At 37.3% G+C, this 26,083-nt stretch carries 18 protein-coding genes; 6 read left to right on the forward strand and 12 right to left on the reverse strand.

Features of this window, described 5'->3' with window-relative positions:
* Positions 1–43: 43 nt before the first annotated feature.
* Together QM491_RS12300 and QM491_RS12305 are read right to left on the reverse strand one after the other, a co-directional pair.
* A complete protein-coding gene (locus tag QM491_RS12300; protein ID WP_283327789.1) occupies positions 44–802 on the reverse strand; it encodes a hypothetical protein in 759 nt (252 codons plus the stop codon).
* Between the two features lie 155 nt (positions 803–957).
* Positions 958–1,680: an OmpA family protein gene (locus QM491_RS12305; RefSeq protein WP_283327790.1), complete on the reverse strand. Its 723-nt coding sequence runs from the start codon at positions 1,678–1,680 to the stop codon at positions 958–960.
* A 173-nt stretch (positions 1,681–1,853) separates the two neighbouring features.
* Here QM491_RS12305 and QM491_RS12310 point away from each other — a divergent pair, with 173 nt between their 5' ends.
* The 4 genes from QM491_RS12310 to QM491_RS12325 all read left to right on the forward strand — a co-directional run bounded on the left by QM491_RS12310 (position 1,854) and on the right by QM491_RS12325 (position 4,300).
* Positions 1,854–2,465, forward strand: coding sequence for a hypothetical protein (locus QM491_RS12310; RefSeq protein ID WP_283327791.1), 612 nt, complete (start codon positions 1,854–1,856; stop codon positions 2,463–2,465).
* A gap of 14 nt (positions 2,466–2,479) precedes the next feature.
* The gene (locus QM491_RS12315; protein ID WP_283327792.1) at positions 2,480–2,779 is read left to right on the forward strand and encodes a winged helix-turn-helix domain-containing protein; all 300 of its coding nucleotides are present in this window, start codon (positions 2,480–2,482) and stop codon (positions 2,777–2,779) included.
* Between the two features lie 292 nt (positions 2,780–3,071).
* Positions 3,072–3,383, forward strand: a complete 312-nt coding sequence (locus QM491_RS12320; protein WP_283327793.1) for a hypothetical protein — start codon at positions 3,072–3,074, stop codon at positions 3,381–3,383.
* A 251-nt stretch (positions 3,384–3,634) separates the two neighbouring features.
* Entirely contained in the window at positions 3,635–4,300 is a 666-nt protein-coding gene (locus QM491_RS12325; protein WP_283327794.1) for a DUF1361 domain-containing protein, read from the forward strand.
* Between the two features lie 264 nt (positions 4,301–4,564).
* On the opposite strand, the gene QM491_RS12330 is transcribed toward QM491_RS12325, so the two are convergent.
* The 7 genes from QM491_RS12330 to QM491_RS12360 all read right to left on the reverse strand — a co-directional run bounded on the left by QM491_RS12330 (position 4,565) and on the right by QM491_RS12360 (position 19,097).
* On the reverse strand, positions 4,565–5,329 hold the full coding sequence (locus tag QM491_RS12330; protein ID WP_283327912.1) for an SDR family oxidoreductase: 765 nt from the start codon (positions 5,327–5,329) through the stop codon (positions 4,565–4,567).
* A 357-nt stretch (positions 5,330–5,686) separates the two neighbouring features.
* The gene (locus tag QM491_RS12335) at positions 5,687–7,231 is read right to left on the reverse strand and encodes an alpha-amylase family glycosyl hydrolase (protein ID WP_283327795.1); all 1,545 of its coding nucleotides are present in this window, start codon (positions 7,229–7,231) and stop codon (positions 5,687–5,689) included.
* Positions 7,232–7,325: 94 nt separating this feature from the next.
* Positions 7,326–8,639 carry a SusE domain-containing protein gene (locus QM491_RS12340; RefSeq protein WP_283327796.1) on the reverse strand — a complete coding sequence of 438 codons (1,314 nt, stop codon included), beginning with the start codon at positions 8,637–8,639 and terminating at the stop codon, positions 7,326–7,328.
* Between the two features lie 287 nt (positions 8,640–8,926).
* Positions 8,927–10,516, reverse strand: coding sequence for a RagB/SusD family nutrient uptake outer membrane protein (locus QM491_RS12345; RefSeq protein WP_283327797.1), 1,590 nt, complete (start codon positions 10,514–10,516; stop codon positions 8,927–8,929).
* Positions 10,517–10,585: 69 nt separating this feature from the next.
* Entirely contained in the window at positions 10,586–13,576 is a 2,991-nt protein-coding gene (locus QM491_RS12350) for a SusC/RagA family TonB-linked outer membrane protein (protein ID WP_283327798.1), read from the reverse strand.
* A gap of 772 nt (positions 13,577–14,348) precedes the next feature.
* Complete coding sequence (locus QM491_RS12355) at positions 14,349–16,220, reverse strand: helix-turn-helix domain-containing protein (protein ID WP_283327799.1); 1,872 nt, start codon at positions 16,218–16,220, stop codon at positions 14,349–14,351.
* A gap of 237 nt (positions 16,221–16,457) precedes the next feature.
* Entirely contained in the window at positions 16,458–19,097 is a 2,640-nt protein-coding gene (locus tag QM491_RS12360; RefSeq protein ID WP_283327800.1) for an alpha-L-rhamnosidase, read from the reverse strand.
* A 277-nt stretch (positions 19,098–19,374) separates the two neighbouring features.
* Here QM491_RS12360 and QM491_RS12365 point away from each other — a divergent pair, with 277 nt between their 5' ends.
* Positions 19,375–22,023 (forward strand): glycoside hydrolase family 2 protein, encoded by a 2,649-nt coding sequence (locus tag QM491_RS12365; protein ID WP_283327801.1) that lies wholly within the window; start codon positions 19,375–19,377, stop codon positions 22,021–22,023.
* 137 nt (positions 22,024–22,160) lie between these two features.
* Here the strand turns inward: QM491_RS12365 and QM491_RS12370 are convergent, their stop codons facing one another.
* Both QM491_RS12370 and QM491_RS12375 read right to left on the reverse strand, forming a co-directional pair.
* On the reverse strand, positions 22,161–22,571 hold the full coding sequence (locus tag QM491_RS12370) for a DUF983 domain-containing protein (RefSeq protein WP_283327802.1): 411 nt from the start codon (positions 22,569–22,571) through the stop codon (positions 22,161–22,163).
* Positions 22,572–22,767: 196 nt separating this feature from the next.
* Positions 22,768–23,643 (reverse strand): helix-turn-helix domain-containing protein, encoded by an 876-nt coding sequence (locus tag QM491_RS12375; RefSeq protein ID WP_283327803.1) that lies wholly within the window; start codon positions 23,641–23,643, stop codon positions 22,768–22,770.
* A gap of 321 nt (positions 23,644–23,964) precedes the next feature.
* Here QM491_RS12375 and QM491_RS12380 point away from each other — a divergent pair, with 321 nt between their 5' ends.
* Positions 23,965–25,251, forward strand: a complete 1,287-nt coding sequence (locus QM491_RS12380) for an O-acetylhomoserine aminocarboxypropyltransferase/cysteine synthase family protein (protein ID WP_283327804.1) — start codon at positions 23,965–23,967, stop codon at positions 25,249–25,251.
* Positions 25,252–25,343: 92 nt separating this feature from the next.
* Here the strand turns inward: QM491_RS12380 and QM491_RS12385 are convergent, their stop codons facing one another.
* A complete protein-coding gene (locus QM491_RS12385) occupies positions 25,344–26,039 on the reverse strand; it encodes an NUDIX hydrolase (RefSeq protein ID WP_283327805.1) in 696 nt (231 codons plus the stop codon).
* Positions 26,040–26,083: the final 44 nt, after the last annotated feature.

Raw genomic sequence — 26,083 nt, forward strand, 5'->3', positions numbered from 1 at the left:
AAAATATATAGTTTTTGGGGCTAGGTCGATGTCAATAGTCTAATTATTTGATACCTTTAAATTCTAAGACCTTGCCATTAAACACGTATAAAATATTACGAGAGGTTACTTTACCCTCTTTATCTACGACAGGAATATAGAGCGTATCTTGTTTGGTATTGAAAGTAATTAGTTCGAAAGGACGTTCGGGTCTATCAACGACCGAGAAAAAATCAAAATCTACATCAATTCTGCTTAGCAACTTCGTTTTTGTTTTGAATATAGGGGCTTGGGTAAGCTTTGTATTATTAATCACAAATGATACAACTGATTGGCGAGCGTCTCGATTGGAGAAAATAGTATTTGTGATTACTAAATAGTAATCTTTGTTTTGAATATTGATAGTGTATATTTTGGAAGAAAATTCACCATTGTCACCTTCGTCCGAGGCTTTCACTTGTTTTGTATATACTTTATCTCCGACTCTCCACTGATATATTTCATTGAAAACGTGCATCGAGCCCCCTTGTCCTGTATCCCAACCGTAATGTCTGATATTACCATCTCCAGAAGTAGTTACATAAAATGAGTTGTTTTTCAACTTATTAAAAGAGTATTCGATAGTGCTGGGGTTAGTAGAAAGGAAGGTTCTGAAATCTTTTTCAAATTTTTCGGAATCACCCGCACCATTACTGAGCGTAGCGAATTGCTTTACAAATTTGTTTTCGAGAGTTGACAAATCTTTGTTTTGAGAAAATACAAATACATGACTTATCACAAAATAACAGCAAAAGAAAGAAATAAGATTTTTAAGAGTTTTCATAAATAACAATAAATACGGAAAAATATCTGTTGATAGTGTTTTGCAATATAATAGGATTATTTTAATTTTTAATTATCCTTTATGATATTGTAATAGAGGTAGAAAAAACAGGATTTGTGCGAAATTATTTATGATTAGGTCTGAAATTTTAAACACTAATTCGCCAATACCAAACATTCCACACGTCTGTTTTTGGATTTATTTTCTTCTGTATCATTGGGCGATACAGGTTTGGTCTGTCCATAACCTGCAAATTTTAATCTTTTTGAATCAATCCCTTTGCCTACCAAATAATTATGTATTACTCTAGCTCGATTTTCGGATAATAGTTGATTGAGCTTGGCATTGCCAACATTGTCGGTATGTCCCGATATTTCGATACGAAGCTTTGGGTTAGTCTCTAGTGCTTTATAGAGTTCTTCGAGCTGAGGATAAGAATCGCTTCTTAGAATGAAGCTACTTTGGTCGAAATAGATTTTGTCTAATTTTACAACGTCATTTACCTTGACATTTTCAAAAAGTGGTTTTCTTTTTTCCATAGTCACCGTATGCTGATAAATGGGGCAAGTATCGCAAGATGCTACCAAAAGCTCTGTGTATGAATAATAACCATCAACTTTGCTTTTTACTTCAACAGTGTCAGATTCGTAAAGTAAAAACATAAATGGACTCAAAAATGGCTCATTCTTAGCCTGATAGGTTTTTTTGGCTTTATAGAGCTTTATGTCAAGTTCTACAGGTAATTCTTCTTTTGTTTGTTCGTCTATTGCTTTAACAAAAAATTGGGTAATCACTTTTTTACTTTTAGGCGTTTGTGCCAAAATGGTATTGCTTGCAATGAGCAAAATTGTAAGAATGAAAATTTGCTTTATCGTCATGATATAGGTAAGGGTTTGGGCAAACAAATACAGGATTTGATAGCTCGAAAGTATTAATTTTAGACTCGATTAACAAAAATCACCCCATAATTAAAAAATATTGAATTAAAATTTTGGAAAATATTTTTTAATTATAAACTTTGTAATGCAAAGTACTTTTTGAAATTCAAAATATGAATCAACATTTAGACGACATTACCGAAATTCGAGCGCTTATGGAGCGTTCCACTCGTTTTCTTTCCTTGAGTGGTTTGAGTGGAGTTTTTGCAGGAACATTTGGCTTAATAGCCTCTGGATTAGCCTATTTCCGTATTGCTCAAGATACAACTGCTAATTATAGTAGATTGCTAGAGAATCAAGCCTTACTGATGGATTTGGTAAAAATTGGCGTCTCTACTTTAATTTTGACGTTGATTGTTGCCTTTGTTTTGACTTATCGCAGGGTCAAAAAGACTAACCAAACACTCTGGAGTACAGCTTCTAAAAGATTATTAATCAATCTGATGTTGCCATTGGTGGCAGGAGGTTTGTATTGCGTGGTTTTGCTCAAACATGCGCCACATTTGATAGATTCTTCAACCTTATTGTTTTATGGTTTGGCACTTATCAATGCTTCCAAATATACTTACAACGATATTCGATATTTGGGAGTTGCTGAAGTTGTGTTGGGGATAGTTTCAGGATTTATGAACGATTATTACGTAGGATTATTCTTTTGGGCATTTGGATTTGGGGTTTTACATATTTTGTATGGAATTTTACTCTATCGTAAATACGAAAATTAGGATAGAAGCTTAGAATGAAAAACGTAATAACACAGTTAAATAAAGCTTTTGAGAGTCGGATTCGCCTGGGAATAATGTCAATTTTGATGGTAAATGATTGGGTGGATTTTGGCGAACTCAAAGAAACCTTAGCGTTGACAGACGGAAATTTGGCTTCGCATATTGCTGCTTTAGAAAAGGAGCAGTTTATCGCTGTGCGTAAGAGTTTTATCGGAAAAAAACCAAATACGGCTTTTCAGGTAACACCAGAAGGCAGAGGGGCGTTTCAGAGTCATTTGACGGCTTTGGAGGAATTGGTGAAAGGAATGAAATAAGTGCTGAGTTTTGAGTGAAGAATGCTGAAGTATGTAAAAAAGTTATTCGTTAATAGGGAATCAGTTATTGGATTTTACTCATAATCAGAGGGTTCCTCCACAATACAACACGGAGATATCTTAATTTTGAACTATTTAAGTAACAAGAAAGAATAAATTAATAATATAGCTACGGTACACATTGAATATATCCTTCTGATTATGAACTTATTCCAATAACTGACATACTATTAACTAATAACTTTCTTTTACTTACAAAATCTTAGATTAATATTTTTTAAATCAATTACTTATGGAAAAAAATCATTTCTTTGAGCTGACTCCAGATAGGAGATTAGCCCTAATTTTGGGAGGAGCTTTATCGATTTTACTGATTCCTCTGATTGCGATGCAGTTGACGAACGAAGTTCAATGGTCCGTATTTGACTTTATTGTGGCAGGTATTCTGCTAACTGGTACTGGCGCTACGCTTGAGCTTTTATTGAGAAAATTCAAAACCTTCAAATCAAGGTTTATTGCTGGAGCTGTTCTACTTATCATCTTTTTCTTGATTTGGGCAGAATTGGCAGTAGGTATTTTCGGTACTCCCTTTGCAGGAAACTAACACACCCTTTTCATATTCTACTTATTTTGGTAAGCAACACCTACTTTGAATGTATAAATTAATAGTTTGAACCCTATCGCCGTATTGGCAACCAATTAATTACGATTAAACCAATTAGTTCTCATGAATAGACACTTGATTTTTGCCCGATTTACTCCTTTTTTTCAAGGACTGAGCAAGCCTAGTATCTAGTTTTTTACACTTTCTATTTTTTTATTTATAAACTTTGTAATTCAAAGTACTTTTAATTTATGTCTGGAAAATTATTCATTTCAAAACGCAAGGAGAGAGTTATTCTCTCCTTGATGTTAATGTCTGGCTTTGCTGTATTGCTTTTTGCTGCTAGAGTAGTGGTATATTCGGACTTATATATGTGGGGAATCAATTGGAATTTATTTCTGGCTTGGGTACCGCTTTTTTGTGTGATTTGGTTACAACGACAGTCCGACGAAGGGAAAGTTACTATGACCAAATTGGTCATATCTAGTCTTGTTTGGCTAGCTTTTTTCCCCAATTCGCCTTATATCATTACAGATTTTGTACACTTATTTCCACAATATGATTCTGGGTTATACTGGCATGAACAGTTAACTTTCTTTGGATATGCGATGTCTGCTTTATTTGCAGGAATGATTTCTATGTATTGGATCAAACAGTTGTGGGCAAAGCATACTTCCCAAAAAATTAGCTGGATTGCCCTTATCATTTCGATTGCTTTGAGTGGCTATGGTATTTATTTGGGAAGAATTGAACGTTGGAATTCATGGGATATCATCGCCCAACCTTTCTCGCTCGTGGAGTATGTTTTGCGGTCGATGACCTACCGAATTACTTGGATGTTTGTGGTGGAATATGGACTTTTTGTCGCTTTCTGTTATGCCATGATATGGAGCTTGGTAGGTGAGGAGGAGTTGTAATCCTGAATGTTGAGTTTTGAGTATGGAATACTTATAATCATAACAGCATTTCGCTCTCAAACATGAGTTATCCCGAATTTTAACATTTAGGTTATTTTCCAACTATTTATCAAAAAAGGCGTTCGAAAAACTAATTTCGAACGCCTTTTTTGATACTATATTTCAAAATTACACCTCTTTAGACGCAAAGCATTACGTCTCTACTAAGTAAGATTTCCAACACTTAATATTTTCAAAACTCAGCACTCAAAATTCATCACTCATTTATCTTCCCATCCAGCCGCCATCTACGATAAGCGTGCTTCCGTGTACGTAAGAAGAAGCTTGAGAAGCTAAGAATAAAGTTGCACCTTTAAAGTCTTCTGGTGTACCCCAACGGTTGGCAGGAATACGACTCAAAATAGATGCCGAACGTTCTGGGTCGTTGCGAAGCGCCTCAGTATTGTCTGTGGCAATATAGCCTGGAACAATTGCATTTACATTCACGCCTTTGCTTGCCCACTCGTTGGCAAATGCTTTGGTCAAACTACCAATAGCACCTTTACTTGCAGCATATCCTGGCACGTTGATACCACCTTGGAAAGTCAATAGTGATGCAGTGAAAATGACTTTTCCACTACCACGCTCAACCATTGATTTACCGATTTCACGTGTGATAACAAATTGGGAATTAAGATTGATTTCGATGATTTCATCCCAATATTCGTCTGGGTGCTCTGCGGCAGGTTTACGCAAAATAGAACCAGCATTGTTCACCAAAATATCAATTACAGGAAAATCGGCTTTTACTTGACTAATAAAGCTGTACAAAGAATCACGTTTGCCAAAATCAGCTTGGTAGGCTTTGAATTTACGTCCCAAGGCTACTACTTCTTGCTCTACTTGGCTACCGCTTAATTCTAAAGATGCCGAAACGCCAATAATATCAGCGCCAGCTTCTGCCAAAGCCAAAGCCATAGCTTTACCAATACCTTTTTTACAGCCTGTAACTAGGGCTACTTTTCCTGTTAAATCAAACATTTGGAGGATACTCATGGTTCTTAAAAAAGTTATATTTTCTTGAAAATGTTTTTCGAAACTAAATCTCAATTTTTATAGTCTTAATGACGGTTTTGAGAGGTTCTTAAGGGAAGTTGGGACAATTATGGAGAACTAACAAACTTTACTTTGAGATTTTTTAGGATTTTTTTTTGTAAACGTTTTCGGTTTGGCAATGTATGTGAAATAGGGGAGGAGTTATGTTAATAGTACACCAAAATGATATTTGAAATGTGATTTACTGCTTTATTGGAAAAATGCAAAAAGCCATCCGATTGGATGGCTTTTTATAAGGTGCGAACTATTCCTTTTGTACCAATTATATTTTATGTTTTTGTGGGCAAAAGACTATTTCAAAACCACCATTCCAAACGCTGGAACTGCAACTTTTGTGGAATTTAGTGCTCCTTTTTTGCCTGAAGTCGTAAATACAATAGCTTTGTATTTTTGTTCTGATGATGGTAATTGAATATCCTGAGCTTTGCCTGTTAGGTTATGAATCACCAACAAATTGCCTGATGTATGATTTCTTACAAAAGCCAAAATACCTTCTTGTTTGATAGCACTTTCTTGTAAATTCGGACGAATTACTTGACGCATCGCTGGTTGACTTTTGCGGAAAGCGATGAGATTTTTATAGGTACTAAAAACAGAATTAGGGTCTTTGATTTGCTCAGAAAGTGGACGAACTGTTTTTTCAGTTGTAAATACAGGTTTCATCCATTTTGTACGAGCCTTGTCGCTGGATTCTTTTTCCCAAAGAAAAGGTTCACGAATGTTTTCATCAGGTTTTTTGCCTAACATACCTAACTCTTCTCCATAATAGATATAAGGTTGCCCTGGCAGGGTTAACAATAACTGTGCGGCTACTTTCATTTTGTTGATGTCGTCGTTCATCACTGTCCCAATACGATCTTGGTCATGATTGTCGATGATAGTAGCGTCTACAAAATCAGGATTTTGTGAGCCAAATGCTTTGTAATCAGATAGAATTTTTTGAATCAAATTATCGTCCTTTCCTTCTTTAACTACTTTTTGAATCGCAAATCCTTCATCGATATGAAAGTTTGCTGGTAAGCCTTTGAAGTATGGCGCTACTTTGTCTGCCGAAGTCCAAACTTCACCTACAATATATACGTCAGGTTTTGTTGCAGTCATTTCCTTGCGGAATTCTTGCCAGAAAGCATGGCATTTTTCTGCCTCCCAATCTGGATAAATATGCTTAGCAGCATCCAAACGGAAACCATCTACACCAACTTCTTTTAACCAAAATTTAGCTGCCTCATATATTTCTTTACGCACTTTAGGATTGTCGTAATTCAAATCGGGCATACCACCCCAAAACAAAGCATAGTACTTTTCGGTATCGCCTTGATGGGCAAAATGCCAAGGCGTAACTTCCCAAGAACCACCTGCTTGTTCGCGAGTAGCAATACCCAACGAGTCAATCATTTTGGGTGTCATCCAAACATAATAGTCACGGTACGGGTTTGATTTCCCTTTTTTTGCCTCTAAAAACCAAGGATGTTTATCACTTGTATGATTAATGACAAAGTCTTTAATAATCTTGATTTTACGTTTATGTGCTTCTGTAATTAATTTTTTATAGTCGGCTAGTGTTCCAAACTCAGGGTCAATTGATTTGTAATCCACCACGTCATATTTATGGTAGGAAGGCGATTTGCTCACTGGTGTTAACCACAGCGCATCTACTCCAAGCGATTTGAGATAATCTAACTTCGAGGTAATACCGTTGATGTCGCCGATTCCATCGCCATTTGAGTCTGCAAATGAGCGTACAAAAATCTCATAGCATACTTCTGGGGTTTTTGTTTGGGCAAAAAGATTGAAAGTACTGAGCAAAATAATGCCCAATAGAAATAGCTTTTTCATGAAAGATATGGGGGAGAAGATGCTAGTACAAAAGGGCAAAGTGATTCTTTTAGTAAACCACTTTGCTCTTTTGTTGTATTGACTAAGGGTAAAATTACTTTTTAGTCAATGTGTATTTAGGCTTGCTCGCATTCGACAAATCAAGTATGATTTGGTAGTTACCAGCAGTTACTTTGATATTGGCACTACCAGCTTCAAGCGTTCCATCAGCGCCATCGTCGCCATAGTTAAGTGCCCATGCGTCGTTGTAACGGAACTTGATTTCGCCAGTACCTAATTTTATATTATCAATTACGAAAACGTTTTCTGTAACAAAATCAGGACGGAATTTTACATCTGGACCATTCCAACCATTTGGAGTTGCATCGCCAACTACACCCCAAGGCTTAGTAGCTTCAACGGTAAATTTCATTTTCTTGAAGTCGATGGTAATATTGTAATTTCCTTCAGTAACAGCGATATTATCACCACCAAGTACCAAAGTACCACCTGCACCACCGTAGTTTACACCCCAATCTTCGTTTTTACGAACTTTGATTTCACCTGCTTTCAAGAAAGCTGTTGCTTTCCATGTGTCGGTAGTTGGATCGTAAGTTAATGGTACATCTGGTGCATTCCATCCGCTTGGTGTTGCGCTTCCTACTAATCCCCAAGAGAATTTCTCGATTGTATATGTTAATGAGGCTGTATTGAAGGTAATTTTATAAGTACCAGCTGTAACTTTAATGTTTGCACCACCAGCTTCTAATGTTCCATTAGCGCCATCATCCCCGTAGTTTACATCCCATTTATTGTTGCTACGGAATTTGATTTCACCATCATTCAAAGTTACATAAGCAACAATTTCATCTGTTTTATCAGTTTTGTAGAAAGGCATATCTGGACCATTCCAGCCGTTTACTGCGGCGCTACCTACAACTCCCCAAATAGTAGTTAAATCTAGTTTATCCAAGTAAGGCGTAGCTTTCAACGAAATCGTTGGAGAAGTAAAAGAAGTTTTTGAGGTATTGTCACCTACATTAGAAACTACACGAATATCGATGTCTCCAGCCGTGCCAGCAACTAAGCCCAACTTAATCAAAATAGCATTTAATTCTGATGTTTTGAAGGTTTTAGTAAGTGCTGTATTTGTGGTGATTGAAACAGGAGCTACGAAAGTACCGCCTTTTTTATCAATCAAAATAGTGTAAGACGCCGCTGCCGAAAAACCATAGTCTGGTTTTGGCCACGAAAGCGTTACGGCATCTTTATCAGCATTATCTTTGGTCAATACCACAGTGTTTGCTGAAAGTTGAATCGAAGGCACTGCATTCGTATTCAAGATGGCTTTTTCTTCTTCTTTTTCACAAGAAGTGAAAACAAATAGAGAAGCCAAAACGATTAAAGAAGTACTAAATATCTTTTTCATTACTGAGTCCAATTATGTTAAAGTTGACTTTGATCAGGTAAGTATTAGTGCTGAATTACGAGTTGTGAATGTATTTTTTATATTGTCAATATTTTACACTCAGAATTGATCAAATCTTATTTTGCACTAATGCTCAAGTAAAAGGAAGTTATTGGTTAATAGTATATCAGTTGCCGGACACTCATTTAATCTTTCCTCTTACTTAATTTTGAAGCTTTGATATTTTTGAGTGTGGAGCGGTGAAAATACCAAAAACTCAAAACTCCACACTCAAAACTCATCACTCCTTAGTATCCTGTATTCTGTTTCAAGTTCGGATTAGCCGTTAAGTCCGTTGAAGGAATTGGGTAAAATTTCAAGTAATCACTTACTGATTTACCGTCTTTTACGCCACCTTTCCAAGGCCAAACATACGTAGCAGAAGTGTATTTGTTAAAACGAATCAAGTCAGTACGACGAGAACCCTCCCAGAACAATTCACGAGCACGCTCGTCCAAAATAAAGTCAGCTGTTAATTGGGCAGCCGTAATGTTTCCATTCGTATTTCCGAAGGCACGTGTACGAAGTGCATTTACATATTGCAAAGCCAACGTACGATCGCCAGCACCACGAGCAGCAGCCTCTGCATAAATCAGATACGCATCAGCCAAACGGAACATCGGGAAGTCTGTGTCTGGGTGAACAATATCAGAACCTTGAGCTCCTGTTGAAGAGATATTTTTCCATTTAGAAATCGCATAACCATTCGAGAATTGAGTCAAATCTTCAATCTCCAATTTTTGTCCGTCTGTATAGAACATGGCACGAGTATCTGTTTTGCCAGAAGGATCAGCAAAAAGACTTACAAAAGCTTTTGTAGTGCGCAAACCACCCCAACCGCCATCAATACCAAACGATGATGCCGACATAGAACCACCAACAGGAGCATGCACTAAAAATGTCATACCACCCCAAGTTTTTGTGTGAACTCCGTCGAATGCAACTGGGAAAATCACCTCTTTAGAATTGTTATTGTCTGTTCTGAAAAGATTGGTGTATTTCGATTCTAAGGTATAACCAGCATCGATTACTTTTTTCGCATAAGTCGCAGCATCTGCATATTTTGCTCCAACGCCAGCAGCCTCAGCATTTAAGTAAAGTTTTGCTAACAACATCCAAACTGCTGCTTTATCGGCACGAGCGTACTCATTTTTACGAGCATCCATCATTTCTGGTTCGATAGCCTTTAATTCTGTTTCGATGTAAGTAAACAAAGCAGAAGCATTTGTTTGCTTTGGCAATGTCGAGCCAATAGCATCGGCTTCAGTGACAAATGGAACATTTCCTCCAAACATATCCAACGCATGCCAATAGCTTAATGCACGCAAGAAACGAGCTTCAGTACGAAGGTTTTTTACGTCTGTCAAGTTAGTTCCTGTAATACCACGACTACTCAATTTGGCATCGCTTGCTTCACGAATATATTCATTACACGCTGCAATTTGGTAGAAAATACGGTTGTATAAACCTCTTACGAATGGGTTGTTTGAAGACCATTGCATGGTGTTCATTTCTGGCAAACCAGCATCACCCCAAGCAATAACAGCTTCGTCTGTTGGAAGCTCCTGTAATTGCCAGTACTGACGCAAGTAACTAGAGAAGCCCTCATCGATACCACCTAAATCTGGCTTTCCAGCAGGACCTTCTTGCCCTGTTAGTGCTAAACCAGCATAAAGTTTGGCAGCAGCTTGTTTATACGCAGCAGGGTCGTTATAAACTGTTGCTGAGGTTACTTCAATAAATGGAGTTCTGTCGAGATCACCCGTACATGAGCTAACCAATAAACTGGCTGCTAATCCTCCGAATAATGCTATATTTTTGAAAAATCTTGTTTTCATTTCTTTGTATTCTTAATAATACTTGAATAGGAAATTTAAGTTGTTGTTATCGCTCTTGGAATGAATCGATTAAAAACCAATGTTCAAACCTAAAGAGTAAGTACGTGGTACTGGGTACACGTTGTTGTCGATACCACCCGAAACTTCTGGGTTCAAGCCTGTGTATTTAGTAATAGTAAATACGTTTTGTGCTGTGGCATTCAAGCGCATATTTACTTTGTTACCCAAGAATTTCTTGAATGTATAACCCAAAGTGATATTTTCCATTCTCACGAATGAAGCATTTTCCATGTAGTAATCTGAGAAAAATTGATTTTTCGCAAATTGAGAATCAAACACACTTGGTGAAAGGTTGGCGATATATCCGTTAGAACCTTGGAAGTTGATATAGGCTCCGTTCGAAGATTTTACGTTGTTATACACGTAATTGCCGATATTCCCTCTCAATACAAAACCGAAGCTCCAGTTGTCATAAGTCATTTGTGAGTTGAAGCCTAAGAATACTTTTGGTGCTGGAGATTTGTAACGATATTGGTCATCGACGTTGATGATACCATCTCCGTTTCTGTCAACATAAACTCCTTCAATAGGCTTACCGCTTGCGTCATAAGATTGTTGTAATACATAATATGAATAAGCAGGATAACCTACCGAGTGGATTTGAATAGTACTACCCACACCACCTGCAATACCGCCAACTAATACACCTTGGTAAGAAGGGTCGTTGTTGTTGGTCAATTTTGTAATCTTGTTAACGTTGTATGTTGCGTTGAAAGCCACATTCCAGTCAAATTTATCCGTATGAATTGGATTGTAGTTTAAGGCTAATTCAACCCCTTGGTTTTCCATTGAACCAACGTTTGTCAACAATTGGTTGGTCAAGTTTGTACCAACAGCAACTGGGATCACGTTCAACAAATTAGTCGTGTTTTTGTAGTAGTAATCAATGCTACCTGAAAGTCTTGCTTTTTTGAAAGCAAAGTCAATACCTGCGTTAGACGTAGCTGTTTGTTCCCATTTGATATTAGCATCATAACCTTCTGCACGTAGTGTTGTATAGAAAGTGTTGCCTAATTGGTACTGAGCGTTGTCTAAAGAAGCAGTATATCTTGGCAAATAAGCATAGTTCTGACCAATATCCTGCTGACCAGTAATACCATAACCCACACGTAATTTCAATTCAGAAATGGTATTCGAGTTTTTCAAGAAAGACATTTCATTCAATTTCCAAGCAAATGCTGCTGATGGGAACGTACCCCAACGGTTGTCTGGATTAAATCTTGACGAACCATCTCTACGAACTGTGAAAGTCAATAAATAGGCATCGTCAAAAGTATAGTTCATACGACCGAAGAATGATACCAAAGTGTTTTGTGTCTTATATGGACTGTTGGTATAAGTAGTTGAACCTTCTGCGTTTGTTCTAATATTAGTGCTTTCAGTCAAGAAATCTTGGTATTCGTAACCAGCCATTACGTCAATTCTACTTTTGATTTCTTTCAATTCTTTCACATAGTTCAAGTAGAAGTCAAACAATTTGTTCGTCTTATTTTGAGTATATACCGTTTTCTCACCAGCGGTGCTATAGTTAGCTGCTGCCGTTGCAGGAACAAATCTTGTTCCATCACTTTTACTTACATCATAACCTGCGTTTACATTAGCACGCAATTCTGGTAAGAAATGGAATTTGTAATCCAATTGAATATTACCAATACTACGTTGAACCGTACTTTTATCGCTAGTTTGGTTCAACAACCCAACAGGGTTACGAGGTGCAATCGTATTAGGTTTTCCATCTGAGTTTAACCATTCCCAATAACCACCGTAGTTGTTATTGCCTGAATAAACAGATTGAGTTGGGTCAAAGGCAATAGCCGCACCAATAGCGCCTGTGTTAGCAAAAGTATTGTCAACGTTCGAGCCTTTTAAGTTTACATCAATTTTCAAGTGATTATTCAAAAGGGTAGGAGAAATGCCGATAGAGGCAGAAGTACGGCCCATATTTGAAGTTTTCAAGATACCATCTTGATTAGTATAACCTACTGATACACGGAAAGGAACACTTTTCAAAGAACCCGAAACACTTAAGTTATTATCCGAACTCAACGCATTACGGTAAATTTGTTCTTGCCAGTTGGTATTTGCTTGACCCAAAACAGCGATTTGAGCAGCAGTACCTTTTTCATTAATCATCGTGCGGAATTGGTCAGCTGAAAGCACTTTTGTAAAACCTGTGCTTTGTGCCAATGAAGCCTGCGAACTGAAATTTACTTTCAAACCACCGTTTTTGCTTCCCTTTTTAGTGGTAATCAAAATAACCCCGTTTGAAGCACGTGAACCATAAATCGCCGTTGCCGAAGCATCTTTCAAAATGTTCATCGACTCGATGTCGTTCGGGTTAATCAAACTCAAGGCACTTGGCGCACCAGAAATACCTGAGTTGTCCAAAGGTACACCATCGATTACGATAAGTGGGTCGTTGTTGGCATTCAAGGATGCCCCTCCACGAATACGAATAGTACTACCAGCACCTGGCGCACCACCGTTTGAGGTGATTTGAACCCCTGCTACTTTACCTACAACCAATTGGTCTGGCGAAGCAATGTTACCTTTGTTAAAATCTTCTGAGTTAATCGCCGCCACAGAACCTGTTAAGTCCTTTTTCTTTTGCGAACCATAACCAATTACCACAACCTCTCCCAATGTTTTGATATCATCTTCGAGGCTTACATCAATTACTGTCTGGCTACCTACTGTTACTTCTTTGGTTGTTTTTCCGATAAAACTAAATACCAATACCGTGTTATCAGCGACATTGATTTGGTATTTACCATCACCTGTAGTTTGAGTACCTTTTGTCTGTCCTTTTACTTGGATAGTCACCCCAGGAAGCGGCGAACCATCTTTGGCATCTTTTACAGTACCCGTCACCTTGTTTTGGGCAAATGCTGCTACGCTCACCCAGCTAAACATCATCAATAGCCAGAGTTTCTTACTGAAAGAAAACCTAGCTTCCGAACGAGAATTTTTTGATTCTTCTCCGTAGTTCTGTTGAAACATAAAATTGAAATTGGTTAATGGATTATTGGTTTAAAAAAGGTAATCAAGGAGCTATCAGCAAAATCACTTTTGCCGACTCCGTCATTACTGAAAAATATAATTGGATTGAATTTGGCCTATCTCAAAAGCCCTTTCGAAATTTAGTTTTTGAGATTTTACCTTATAAAATGAAAGCTTTTCATTCGGGATAGGGAATGAAAAAATATGGAAAGATGAAGTGTAATTCGTGAATGTAGTCGCCCTAAAGACTGGTGTATCTTTGAGGAGATTGTGTTGAGGAAGTATATAAAATTCATATATAATTAATTGGTACATGACTCTCAAAATAGAGAGAAATAGTTTTTGTTTATAAAAATGTATTTTCTCTTAGTGTGAGAAATTTTCAAATATTTTCTTACAAAAGTACTATGCCTTGCTACCTCAAGTCGTCCCACTTTATGTATTTTGTACTTTTTAAAGATTTATTTTAAAATAAAATTTAACTTGTTGTATTTCAATCTTTTGTATAACTATTTAGATATTCCACTTTATAAAATGGTACTTATTTTTGACAATTTTTTCTCATTTTTAGCTAAAAAAGACTGCAAAGGTACGGGATGTTTTTTTTAATATCGACTTAAAACATAAAAGTGGTGAAATTGTACAAATGGAATTTGAAGAGATAGAGAAAAATTAGAGAGGGAAATTTACCGATAAAATAGTAGAGATATATAAAAATAGAGACGCAATTTTTGCGTCTCTAAAGAGGAATAAATAGAAAGTTTACGATGAATTATTCTTCCGCTCGCGAGTCAAAGAAATATTCTCTTGGGCTTTGAGATGTCATTTTTTTAAAGGCACGATTGAAGGCCGTTTTTGAATTAAAGCCTACATCAAAAGCAATTGCCAACATGGTGAATTGTCGGTTGCGAGGGTCTTCAAAACGAATTTTAAATTCTTCAATTCTATAGGAATTAATAAAGTCAAAAAAGTTTTTTTGATATGCCTCATTGATAACTTTTGAAAGTAAATGTGGTGTTATTTTCAACATTCCTGCCAACTCATTTAGAGTAAGTCCCACATTGGTGTAGGGCTTTTCGGAGTTCATAAACTCATCAATTTTTTCCTTCCAACTGGCTATGAGTTGCTCGTGATTAGCATCTTTTTCAATATCCTGTACTGGAGTTTCGTCTGTTTGAGGTGTTATTTCGGGTGAAACTTCTGGTGATTTAGGTAACACCAATGCGCTTTCTGTGGATACCTTATTCGGCAAAATATTGACCTGCGTAAGACTGGTTTTGGCAATTTTGAAAATTTCAGGTTGATGAATGGCGAAATATCCCAAGAAGTATGGAATTGCTGAAAATGCCAACCAAATAATATCGATGCTCTTGTCTGCCAACAAAACGGTATCCCACTCAAAAAATCGCTGACCTAATACCAGTAAGCCCGTAAAAGCCCATAACACAAGGCAAATAGCTTGAAGAATCAAAACCGTATGTAAGTAATCCGTATTTTGCTCGTTAGAGGCTTGATTTGGGTATTGTTTGTTGTAACCCTCTACCGATTTCCAGTTGATAAACCAGTAAAATATATTGACAAACCATGAAATTGTTCCTGCAATGACTGAAACGAGATGAAGGTCTTGCTCTTTGTTCAATAATTTTATCAGTAACTCCTTCGAGCCCAATAGCATAAAGGGCATATATATCAATATCTGAAAAATGGGTAATATAAAATGCAACCACCATTTTACAGGCATTTGAGGTGTTTTGAAAAGGAGTTTTTGTAGATAAAAATAAAATAATGGAGCATACAAAAATAAGGCAAAATCAGGAATCAAAAGTAAGCGACTATATTGCTCCGCTACAACTCTATATCCTGTCAATGTTTTCATAATCAGGACAGTAGCTGTAAAAGCAATGGAGAGTAGTAACCACTGATTAGCCTTACGATTGTAGTCTTGCATCGTTGGAATTGCCACCAACAGCAGAATACACTGAAAAGCTGAAAATAGAATTAGCAAATCATAAATCGAGTAAAAATTAAAAGTACCCGTAAGGTCTTCCCAACCGCTGATATCTACGGGAATTTCATCTAATTTGAGGTCGGTTTTACGAGATAAAATACGGTTTGGGCAAGCTTTACCGTTTTCTTGCCCCTCAACTGTTTCCCAATTTCCCCTTGTAAATTTATACTCTAACTTCTCTAATTCTGTAGAAACAGTTACCCGATAAGTCCCATCAAACTGCTTTTGAAGTTTGTAACTTTCGTTGCCCGGATCCCAATTATTGAAATTTCCAGAAATATAAATACTCGCATCCTGAGGCGTGTTTTTGGGAAGACTTTTGATATAAAAACGATAGGTAGGACGAGCCTCCCACCCTTCGATTTGAAGACTCAAATGTTGAGGATTTTGTTCTTTCAATCGGTCATATATCCGATTTGGACGGCTATGCCCTTGCGAATCGCCTTCTACTTGTGTCCAGTAACCTTGGGTAAATTTGTATTCAAAATAGGAAAGTGTATCAGGAAGATCAATGGCGTATGTGTCATTTCCAATAGATTCTAATTGAAAATTGGGGTCGCCAGGTGACCAATTGTTAAAACTACAAGCAATGAAAATAGGGAGGTTTTTTGAACGGTTCTGGGCTGGAATGTGCACTTCAAATCTGATTTGCGCAGGCAGCCAAGAACCTATCAATAGTAAATATATAGTGCTAAAAAGGACTTTTTGAAACTTCATAATAATTGGTAATCTAAACAACACACCTAGCAGACTTGCACGAATAGAACAAAATTAGGGATTATTTTAATTCCATTGAGATGAATGCGTGGCACATTTTTCTAAAGCATTGCTAGATGTGTTCAGAATACCCCCTTACTATCTGTCTCCAAACCTCTATTTTTCGATGAGTAAGGTATATTCACCAGCAGATAAAAGACCTACTTGTGGAGTCGAGATAGCTTTTTGATTAATGCTTTTCACCTTGTATCCTTCTGGTAACTGTACTTTAGCAGAAGCATTTTGAGGTACTACAATTTTGTAAATTACAGTATTACCTTTTTGTTCCCACTCCGAATGAATCAAACCTCTTGGTGACTCAAAATCGGCGGAGAATGTTGCTAAACCTTCAACAAAATTGGGTTTTAACATAATGTTTTTAAAACCAGCACCTTGCTCATCTGGAAAAATTCCTGCTAAGCCTTTGTATAACCAAGCGCCAATCTCACCAAACATAATGTGGTTCATCGAAATATCAGATTTGGCGTCAATTGGCCAGTTTTCGTACAAACTTGTAGCACCGTTTACTATCCACCAACCCCACGATGGGTAACTTTCTTGTGAGGCAACTTTATAAGCAATAGAAGCATATCCATTTTCGCTCAAAGCGTTCAAAATGGCTTTTGTTCCCAATAAACCTACATCTAAGTGATAATTGTCTTGGGCAACTCTATCAGCTAAGTTTTTCGCTACTTTGGGTTTCAATCCTTCAGGAACTAGTCCCCAATAAAGTGGTACACTTAGTTCGGTTTGAACTCCCGCACCGTAAATGCCAGTTTGTTCGTTGAGATATTTCTGATTAAATGCCTTTTTAATTTTTTCGGCTAAAGCTGAATATTTGACATAATCTTCTTGGTTTCCGAGCAACTTGGCTGCCTTTGCCAAGATTGTTACGTCCACAAAATAATACGCCGTTGAGGTTAACTCTACAGGTGTTTTGGATTTGACAGGAACCCAATCACCCAATCCCCAAGTACATAGCCCGTTCGGACTGATGTCTGTAATATGGTCAACATAGCGTTTGATGGGCTCATAAGAATCTTTTAATAGTTTGCTGTCTCCATAAAACAAATAGATATTCCAAGGGATAATGGCTATAGTACTAGTCCAGTCTGGTCCGTTACCCCATTCGTAGCCCCAGCCTCCTGTCGGAATAATTGAAGGAAGCACGCCATTGGGCTGTTGTTCGTCGCGATGGTCGGCTAGCCATTTTTCATAGATAGTTATACCATCAAAATTATAAAGTCCTGTTTCGCAGGCAATATGGGCATCGCCTGTCCAGCCATTTTTTTCTCTTTGTGGGCAATCGGTTGGATAGCCAAAAAGGTTAGACAAATAAGAGCGATTAGTAGCAGCCCAGATTTTATTGAGGGTTGGGTTAGAACTGGTAATTTTGCCAATAGCAGGTACATCTGAGTGCATAAAATAGCCTTTTACACCATTTTGCGTAAGCTCAATCGGTTCAGAACTATTGATTTCAATATATTGAAAACCTTTGTAGTTAAATTTTGGCGTAAAAGTTTCTTCTCCTTTTCCACTCAATATAAAAATATCGGTTTGAAAAGGGTCTTTATCGTCAGTTGGTCGGTAATGTACATCAATGTTTGATTGGTCAACGTGTCCGTCTGGCAATAATCGTTCCCCATGTTTTAGCCTTATGACAGTTCCAGCATTACCTTTTACGGTTATAGAAGAAACGCCAGAGATATTTTCGCCCAAATCAAATACATAGTTTTGTTTCGAAAAAGTCTTTAAATTTTTGCTCAAAATTTCATTCGTATGTCTAATCGGATGAAGCGCTTGTGAAACAATACGTGTAGAAGGAGCGGCGCGATAAATGACATCTTTCCATGTTTTGTCATCATAGTTGGGCAAATTCCATCCTGTTTTTTCTAGTCTGGCATCGTAATGCTCAGCAGTGTAGATACTGTTAAATGTAACAGGGCTTTCAGAGGTTTTCCAGTCTTTTCCTGAACGAATAGTTTCAATTGAGCCATCTTTGTAGGTAATACGTACATCCAAACAAAAAGTGGGACGATTACGCCATGGAGCTTTGTCAAAAAACCAAACCGCTGTAGATTGGTGATTATACCAGCCATTGCCTAATAAAACACCTATGGCATTTTTCCCATGTTGTAAATGCTTTGTAACATCATACGTTACACACAAGGTTCGTTTGTCGAAACGAGTGTACATGGGGTCGAGGCGGTGGTTGCCTATTCGTTGTCCGTTGATACTTAACTCATACAAGCCACCCACCGCAATATAGGCACGAGCCGAAACAATTTCTTTTTTTGCTTCGAAGGCTTTTCTAAAATAGGGAGCATTTTTTTCTTCTTTGCCTTGGCTATCACTTATCCAAGCACCTTTCCAATCTGAAGAATTTAATAAACCCATTTCGAAACTTGCAATCGCACTCAGTGTTTGATTGTTTTTGTCGATTAATTTCCAATAATATTTCTGGAAAGATTGTAAGGGTTTTCCTGCATACGAAACTAATTGTTGTGAGGAGGCAATATTGTTCGATATCCAAGTATTATTACGCCCTTTTACCAGTGCTAGTGAGTCGGTATCTACACAAATTTTGACGGAGATAGGATTTTGCTTGGTGCTAAACTCCCAAGTAAATCGTGGGGCTGTTTGGTCTATTCCCAAGGGATTTTCCAAGTATTCACAGCGAAGTTTTTGCGTTTGAGCCAATAAAGAAATATTGCTCAAAAGAATTCCAGCGCTGATGAGTGATATAATACGTTTCATGATTATAGAATTGAGTGATTTTAAGAAAACAAGGTTTCATTTTTTCGGATAAAAAGTGTCATGTGTTAACATTAATAATCGCCAAATGAATGGATTTTCCAGATAATTCAGGTTAATTACTTTCCATGAATACCTATATTTGAAGTACTTCCTTGCCTTCGATGCTTAAGCTGTTTTTAGGTATATTTAATATTAAAATAATACTGAGAAAAATGCGTATCGAACAAAAGGAAGGGTTTCACTCTCAATAATTCCCAATTTTCTTAAATCTAAATTTATGTATTCGTTCAAACAAAAAATCAAACTTGCGCTTACGGCTTGTTTGCTATCGACGGGCATTTTGCCTGTAATAGCACAACAAAGTTATGAGCTAAATCAAGGTTGGAAATGTACTAAAGCCAATACCATTCAGGCCTCGGGTACGCAGATTTCAAGTCCCCAATTCGACCTTTCTGCTTGGAAACCTGCGGTAGTTCCGGGAACGGTTTTGACTACTCAGTTGGCCAACAAAGAAATTCCTGATCCATTTTACGGACTCAATAATGAGAAAATTCCAGATATATATCATGTCGGGAAAGAGTATTATACCTATTGGTTTGTAAAAGATTTCGAAGAGAAAAGGCCAACATCAGGAGAAAAAGTTTGGTTGAAATTTAGAGGTATCAATTACTCTTGTGAAATCTTTGTGAATGGTCAGAAAGTCAATAAAGAGCCATTCGAAGGGATGTTTTTGCGCAAAGCATTCGATATTACTAACTTGTTGGCAAGCAATGGCAAAAACCGCTTGGCAGTCATTGTATATCCTTCTAACTTCCCAGGCAATCCCAATGGTGGTCAAGGCGGTGATGGAACTATTGCCAAAAATGTAGCTATCCAATACACCGCAGGTTGGGACTGGATTCGCCCTATTCGTGACCGAAATACAGGTATTTGGGATAAAGTTCAAATTGAAAAAACTGGCTTGGTCAACCTCAAAGACCCGCATGTAATTACCCTCGTGTCGGGTGTTCGCACACCAGAAGGTGCACAGCAGCCAGCGACAGTAAAAACTACTGCCGAGCTGGAAAATACCAGCGATAGCCCTGTTTCGGGAGTTTTAAGTTTTAAACTTAATGGACAAATTGTTTCTGAAAAACTCACGTTACCAGCCAAATCGAGCAAAACTTACAAAATCAAAGACCTTATTGTAAACAATCCTAAACTTTGGTGGCCAGCGGGTTATGGCCCTCAAAATTTGTATGATGCAGAGTTTAGCTTTACGCCAAACGGTCAAAAAGTATCTGATTTTGAGAAATTGCAAGTAGGTATTCGCGAAATTCAAACCTCATGGAATACAACAACTCAAAGTCGTCAGATTGCGGTAAATGGTCAAAAGATTTTTATCAAAGGAGGCAACTGGATTATATCTGATGCGATGTTGCGCTTTTCAAAAGAACGATATGACGCCGAAATTCGCTATCATAGAGATATGAACCTGAATTTGATTCGTATTTGGGGAGGAGCATTAGTAGAGCGTCCTGAGTTTTATGAAGCTTGTGACAAATATGGTTTATTGGTATTTCAAGATTTCTGGATGTCAGGCGACTGCAATGGTCGTTGGATTGACCCTATGAAAAAAGAAGACCAATGGACACGTCGTAAATATCCAGATAATCATCCTTTGTTTTTGGAGTCGGCAGCGGATATGATTAAAATGGTACGCAATTTCCCTTCTTTGGCTATGTGGTGTGGAGGAAACGAAATTACCCCACCAGAAGATATTTTGGTGCCATTGCGAGACAAAATTTTACCTGAACTAGACGGAACTCGTTGGTTTGTAGATTATTCTAATTCAGATGCGATGTCTTACAACTTTCTTGGTGGTAACGGCGATGGTCCTTATGGAATACAACCTTTGGAGGTATTTTGGCAACAGCGTACTTTCCCATTCAACTCTGAAGTAGGTTCGGTAGGAACAGGGGATTATGAATCGTTGAAAAGATTTATTCCCGAAGAAAACTTGAAAGTTCCATATCATAATACTGGAACAAAGCCAGATACCGTTTGGACGTACCATACTTATACAGGCGTGGGATACAATCAGTTTATTGACCCTTATGGCAAACCAAAAGATATTAAGGATTTTGGTTTGAAGGCACAGTTGGTAAACTACGACCAATATCGTGGTTTAATGGAAGGCTTTAGTGCGCATCAGTGGGATTGGTACACAGGGGTAATCATTTGGAAAACCCAAAACCCTTGGACTGCCATGCGTGGACAAATGTATGACTATTATCTTGACCCAAATGCTTGTTTGTATGGATTGCGTAGAGGTAGTGAATTGGTGCATATCATGGCAAATCCAATTGATGGTATGTTGATGATGGTCAATAATGATTTTACCGCAAAACGAAATTTGATGCTGGTGGCTACAGCTTATGACACTAAAGGTAATTCCAAACTTATAACCAAAGTATTTACCTATATTGAAGCGACATCCATTAAGAAGATTTTATCAGTTAAAAATATCTTGGATGAGTTAGGAGCTAAAGATGGTTCATTTCTTTCGTTACAATTGCTAGACGAAAACCAAAAAATTGTAAGTGATAATTTCTATTGGTATCCTAATACCGAAGGTAAATACTCAGGTTTACAAACCATGCCGACTGCCAATGTAGAGGTAGTAGCCAAACGCCTTTCGGGAGATAAAATAGAAGTAAGCTTGACGAATAAAGATGAAAAAACGATAGCCTTCTTCAACCGAGTATCGTTAGTAAATAGCCAAAGTAAAGAGCGTATTTTACCAACTTTCTACGATGATAACTACGTTTCAATTACGCCAAAGACAACCAAGAAGGTAGTTTTAGAAGCAAAAGCAGATACACAACCAACTCAGATTTCTATTGAAGGCTGGAATCTACCTTTAAGATACGTAGACATAAAGTAAAACGAACGTAAATTCTAGTCCAAGACTTTGTCTTGGACTCACTTTTTTAAAAGTTTAAAACTTAAAATCCTCAAAGCGAAAGATTTATGCCTTTGCTTTGAGGATTTATTTTTAGATAACAAGTGTAATAGAAATGTTTATGCTGTTCGTTCTGGTTTGTATTTCACAAATCCAAATAGATGTAAAAATACGCTTCTTGACATTCTAAAATTGAATGGTACTGCAATCAATGATACAATCGGAATAGGAACAATATATCCCAAAACCGATGGGTCATTGAAGCCCCAATAAATCACAATACCCATGATAGCCAAAATCGCTATCGAAAAGCCATAGCTCACAAACATGGCACCGTACCAAAAGCCAGGTTCTACCTCAAAATGTAGCCCACAAACAGGACAGTTGTCGTGCATCTCGTCAAATTTGTCGATGCGCCAGTTAGGATACTTAAACATTTTTCCTTGGCGACACTGCGGACATCGCATTTCTATCATCGCACGTGTTTTACTTCTTTCGACATCGAATTTTATATTTTGATATTCGTTCATGACTAAAAATATTTATATGAAACAAAATTGTAATTATGTGCTTTAAGCCGTATGCCCTAGGCATGAGGCAGAAAATATCAATTAAGTGAGCAAAATTAAATTATTTAGCTTTCGGCTTTCAGCCAAAGTAACTATTATGAGAAAGTAGAAGTTTTTTTGCCTAATGCTTACGGCCTACCGCTTAAAGCAAGGCTACTCAAAACTTCTTTCTAAACTCTTCAGGACTTGACCCCACATGTTTTTTAAAAAACTTGGAGAAATATGAATTGTCCGCAAAATTGAGATAATAGGCAATTTCTGAGATACTTGTATTTTTGTTGACCAATAACCTTTTTGCTTCCAACACAATTCTATTACGAATTACCTCGCCTGCTTGCATACCCAAATGCTCCTTACAAAGGGCGTTCAAGTGATTCGGAGTAATATATAATAATTCTGCATACTCCATAGGTAATTTTAAGGTAGTATGATGCTTTTCAATCAACTTTTGAAAATTCTTTAGCAAGGTGTAATTGAACTGCGGAATATTTTTGGGCTTTTCTGTAATGGTTTGCTGATCTATGGCAATAAACATTTGTATGAGCAAACTTTTTATCATGTCATGCGCAAAAGGTGGTTTTTGTTGTGCCTGTTCAAGGATTTCTTCAAAAAAGCCTTTTACTTTTTGATTGAGCGGAAAACTCAAATTGATGACGCTGTCTTGCGCAATATTATTGAAAAATGAAAAATTGGCTAAATACTCTGCTTTCAATAAAAAAGACTGGAAAAACTCTTCCGAAAAATTGACCACATATCCATCTATTGGTCCTTCAAAACTCCAACTATGCACCTGCCCAGGTATCATAAAATAAATCTGATAAGGTTTTACATCAAAATTGCTAAAATCTATCGTATGAAAGCCAGCTCCTTGCGTAAAGAAAACCAAATGATAAAAACTATGTCGGTGCGCATGATGGAGGTTTTTGTGTCGTTCCAAATAAGCGCCAAATTTACTAACCAAAAAATCTTCATCTCTCGTTTCGGATAGCGTGCAAATATCTAAAATGGGAAAATTTATTTTTTTATCTGACATACTTTATATTGGCTTCGTTTGATGATGTCAAAGGTAGATGTTAAAAAAGAAATATATATGGTGCGAAATATAGTTTTAATGGTAATAATTACTGATTGGCTCATTCATGTCAATGATTGGTTATATTTTTAGTAGAATATATTTTAGTCTATAGGTTTTGTAGTTTTAGATATATATAGGTATATTTGTTTAAGTTTATTCTTTTTTAACAAACGTATTAAACTAAAGAAACAAAACCTTGGCAACGCAATAGATGTATTGTGATTCCAATTACTTCTAAAACAGAAACCTATTGGCTTTGCCCTTAAAAAACTCTTTAACATGAAATTCGAAACCCTTCAACTGCACGCAGGTCAGCAAGTAGACCCAACAACTAACTCAAGAGCAGTACCTATTTATCAAACTACTTCTTATTCTTTTAATAGTGCCGAACATGGCGCCAATCTTTTTGCTTTGAAGGAGTTTGGTAATATTTACACACGTATTATGAACCCAACCAACGATGTATTCGAAAAAAGAATTGCAGCGTTGGAAGGTGGTGTAGCAGCCTTGGCTGTTAGTTCGGGGCATGCGGCGCAGTTCTTAGCGATTAATAACATCACAACGGCAGGAGATAACTTTGTTACAACCTCGTTCCTGTATGGTGGGACGTATAATCAGTTCAAAAATTCCTTCAAAAATATTGGAGTAGAAGCTCGTTTTGCTAATGGCGATGATGTATCGAGCTTTGAAAAATTGATTGATGATCGTACCAAATTGATTTATTTGGAAACTATCGGAAATCCAAGTTTTAGTGTACCTGATTTTGAAGCATTCGCTGCTTTGGCAAACAAATACGAAATTCCATTAATCGTGGATAATACTTTTGGTGCAGGTGGAGCTATTGCCCAACCGCTCAAACATGGTGCTCACGTGGTGGTAGAATCAGCAACAAAGTGGATTGGTGGACACGGAACGTCGATGGGCGGAGTAATTGTCGATGGCGGTACATTTAACTGGGGTAATGGTAAATTTCCTCAATTTACAGAGCCTTCGCCTTCATATCATGGTTTGGTGCTCAATGATGTTTTCGGTATTGGTGGACCATTCGGCAATATTCAATATATCATTCGTGCTAGGGTAGAAGGCTTGCGCGATTGGGGTCCTTCACAAAGTCCATTCAACTCATTCTTATTAATACAAGGCTTAGAAACTTTGTCATTGCGTGTAGAAAGAATTGGTGAAAATGCTCAAAAGCTAGCTGAATGGTTGTTGGCGCATCCAGAGGTGGAAGGTGTGAATTATTTAGGACTTGAAAGCAGCCCTTATCACGAGCTAGCGAAAAAATACTTGAATCGTAGCTTTGGTGGTGTGCTGTCGTTTAAACTGAAAGGTGATAAAGCTCGTGCAGAAAAGTTTGTGAATAGCCTTCAGTTGATTAGCCATTTGGCGAATGTTGGGGATTCAAAAACCCTGATTATTCACCCAGCTTCGACTACCCACTCGCAATTGTCAGAGGCTGAACAATTAACTGCTGGCGTAGAACCAACTTCACTACGTTTGTCTGTAGGAATTGAACATATTGACGATATTAAGGCAGATATTGAGCAAGCTTTGAAGGCTGTCTAAGTTGTGAGTTGTGAATGATAAGTGCTGAGTTGTGAATTTGAAAAAGTGTTTTGTTCTCTAAATTCATCGCTCAGCACTCACAACTCATCACTTTATATCTCCCATTTGTCTTCGCCTTCGTAAAAATATCTTTTTACGACATAACGGATAGATGAATAAGAATTAATGAGTGCTGTATGAACTTGCTTACGGTCCATCCATTCTAGTTTTTCAATGTCTTCTTCAATTTGTGGTTTCATTTTAGAAGCATCTACAATCTCCATCGAATACCATTTTGTTTGTTTGAGGATGTGTTCGTTTTTGTAAGTATAAGTGTGAAAGGTTGTACAGATTTTTTCTTCCAAGCGCACTTTTACATTACATTCTTCTTCCACTTCACGCACCGCACCATTTTTGGATTTTTCGCCTTTGTCGAGTTTACCTTTAGGCAAATCCCATTTTTTGAGACGATACATCAATAATAAATTTCCTTTTTCATTTCGCACTACACCACCTGCTGCTTTAATCACTTTATATTGTGCTTTAATTTGCTCTTCTGTCAAATCTCTATCGGCTGTTACCAATGTGATAGATAGAAAGTGTGGTAAATCGTGTTCTTTTAAAATCGTAAAAAGTTTATTGATTGTTGGTAAAATTACGTTCAATATCAAGACATGGCCATGCAATTTCTCAGGACGAATACTTTCTAGTTTTGCGTCTATCAAGTGTTCAAAATCTGTGGTTGTCAGAGACTTAGCTTTTTTTTGACTTATCACTTTGATAGGTCTGTCGTCAATGAAAATGATCATCTTAGTGAATAGATATCTTTAAGTATTTGGTTCTGCGTAGCACA

This window comes from Flectobacillus longus, assembly GCF_030056705.1.
Taxonomy (GTDB): domain Bacteria; phylum Bacteroidota; class Bacteroidia; order Cytophagales; family Spirosomataceae; genus Flectobacillus; species Flectobacillus longus.